Origin of the sequence: Vibrio ichthyoenteri ATCC 700023 (genome assembly GCF_000222605.1) — a bacterium.
GTDB lineage: Bacteria > Pseudomonadota > Gammaproteobacteria > Enterobacterales > Vibrionaceae > Vibrio > Vibrio ichthyoenteri.
Genome location: NZ_AFWF01000259.1, coordinates 1 through 2166, shown reverse-complemented (window position 1 = coordinate 2166; position 2166 = coordinate 1). Strand labels below are relative to the sequence as shown.

The 2166-nt window shown below is 45.8% G+C and carries 1 protein-coding gene; it reads left to right on the top strand.

Annotated elements, in window-relative coordinates:
* The first annotated feature begins 577 nt into the window (after positions 1-577).
* Positions 578-2050: a group II intron reverse transcriptase/maturase gene (gene ltrA / locus RH85_RS17390; protein WP_006714018.1), complete on the top strand. Its 1473-nt coding sequence runs from the start codon at positions 578-580 to the stop codon at positions 2048-2050.
* Positions 2051-2166: the final 116 nt, after the last annotated feature.

Sequence of the window (2166 nt, the reverse complement as noted above, 5' to 3'; positions counted from 1 at the left end):
TGGGGCGTGCGACGTGAGGTCGTATGAAGCGATGTTCACCGCTTAACGTGTGAACCATCTGTATCACCAGATGAACCTAGGAGCCTGAATAAAGTAGCGGCTCTGACAATGTAACGAAGATTGGCATTTGCCAATCGGGATCTAAATCGTGAGAGGACGATCCTCCTGATAACCACAATCGGGTGAGTGCTAGGTAGTCAGTATGATGAACATAAGTGAATCCGCGTAAGGTGCGTTATGTGATGAAACAGCGGAAGTGGTTAATACGCTGTAGCCAAAAGGCACGAGAGTCGGAAAGAGATTGCCCCATGCTCTTTCGTGATCATTGAACTCTTCGCACCATAGCGGGCATCTAACCTGACATTGCGCGACATACGGAACACGGTAAGCCTGTATCACTCCCTCTGGGAAAGCCTATGTGGCCGATAGTGATGCAGGTATAGGAGGTTGGAAAAAGCGAAGGCTGCATTGTAACGATGCAGATACAGACTTGTGTCTGGTCACGAAAGTGAGCCCACTTCCGACTGGTCTCCCGTTGCGAGAGAGTTTGAAGAACTTTATTCAAGGAGAAATGCAAATGATGATTTCAAAAGAGATTAGTGCCTCTCCTGACAGTGCTCAATGGCAGTCAATAGACTGGAAATCCGTTGAATCGCATGTATTAAAGCTTCAGATGCGTATCGCAAAGGCAACTCGAGAAGGTAAACACGGCAAAGCGAAAGCCTTGCAGTGGCTACTGACTCATTCTCGCTCAGCAAAACTTCTTGCTGTTAAACGAGTATCTCAAAACAAAGGCAGTAAAACACCAGGAATAGACGGTGTCATCTGGAATACAGATACACGCCGCATGAAAGCAGTTAATCAATTGAGTAGAAAGGCATACAAAGCCCAACCGCTCAAGCGTATCTATATCCCCAAAAAGAATGGCAAACTTAGGCCATTGGGCATTCCGTGCATAATAGACAGAGCGCAACAAGCTCTTTACCTATTAGCATTAGAGCCTGTGTCAGAAAGCCTTGCCGACCCTAATAGCTACGGTTTTAGACCAAGACGAAGCACTGCTGACGCAATCGGCCAGTGTTTTATCTGTTTGAGTCAGAAACGGTCAGCGCAATGGGTTCTTGAAGGGGACATCAAAGCTTGTTTCGACAAAATTGGGCATCAATGGCTTATGGACAATGTTGCTGTTGATAAACGTATGTTGAAGCAATGGCTAAAGTCTGGCTTTGTAGACAAGGGGCTATTTTACGACACCGATGAAGGCACGCCTCAAGGCGGGATTATATCCCCAACCTTGATGTTAATGACACTATCTGGTCTCGAACAGCACATTAAGTCTACTGCACTCAAAAAGGGGGCAAGAGCTAACTTCATTGGATACGCCGACGATTTCGTCGTCACTTGCGCTTCAAAGGAAGTGTTGGAGAACGATATCAAACCGTTGATTGCTGATTTCTTAGCGGAAAGAGGCTTAACATTATCCGAAGAGAAAACGCACATTACTCATATCAACGATGGCTTTGACTTTCTTGGGTTCAACCATAGGAAGTACAAAGGGAAATTACTCATTAAGCCGAGTAAATCCAATACGTTGATGTTCTTAAGTAATCTGCGTGAACTCGTCAAAAAGCACGTAACCCTCCCAGTAAACGATCTTATCAAACTGATAAATCCGAAACTCAGGGGGTGGTCGAACTATTATCGACACTGCGTGGCTAAACAGGTATTCGGATATGTCGGTCACAAGCTATTCCATACGTTATGGCACTGGGCTAAAAGGCGTCACCCAACAAAAACCAAAACTTGGATCGCCCTAAAATACTTCATCAACCGAAAAGGCCAGTGGCAGTTTCACGGTTGGCAGAAGATCATGGATATGGATTGCCAGTTCAATCTCTTCCAAATAGCCAAAGTGCCAATAGAAAGGCATGTGAAAATCCGAAGTGCAGCGACTCCATTTGACCCTCAATACCAAGAATACTTGGCTAAAAGGAAGTCCAAAAGGCTAGCTCGTAACTCTTGGAACGAACCTGCTCCGACTGCTTTATAAGTTGCTGGGTATCAAACGATGCCTTTGTGGAGGCTTGAGCCTAGTGCAGTGAAAGTTGCACGCTGGGTTCTTAGGGAGACGGCACTTGGTAACAGGTGTCGTCCACCCGACAAAAA